The sequence below is a fragment of the Planococcus sp. CAU13 genome (assembly GCF_000775575.1).
Lineage (GTDB): Bacteria > Bacillota > Bacilli > Bacillales_A > Planococcaceae > Planococcus.
Genome location: NZ_JRGN01000325.1, coordinates 1 through 225 on the forward strand (window position 1 = coordinate 1; position 225 = coordinate 225).

The 225-nt window shown below is 54.2% G+C and carries 1 protein-coding gene; it reads left to right on the top strand.

Annotated elements, in window-relative coordinates:
* Positions 1–225 (top strand): hypothetical protein (locus KW93_RS17885; protein WP_033543884.1); only part of this gene is annotated, 225 nt, incomplete at both ends.

A 225-nucleotide genomic window follows, 5' to 3' on the forward strand; every position in this document is an offset into this window, starting at 1 on the left:
TCCGCGGGCTCGCGCCCAAGCCTCCTCGTCGCTTCGAAAACCGATGCTCCTGCGGGGTCTCAGGACTCACTCTACATCCTGCAGGAGCACATCCTTGCCCTTCGCGCCTGCTGCTGCATTCTGGATCTGCAGAAAAGAGGCCAGATTTTTCTCAGTAAATCAACATATGCAGACTCGCTCTTTATAGAAGGGATGCTGAGATATGGAGCAAAACAGCGAGACTCC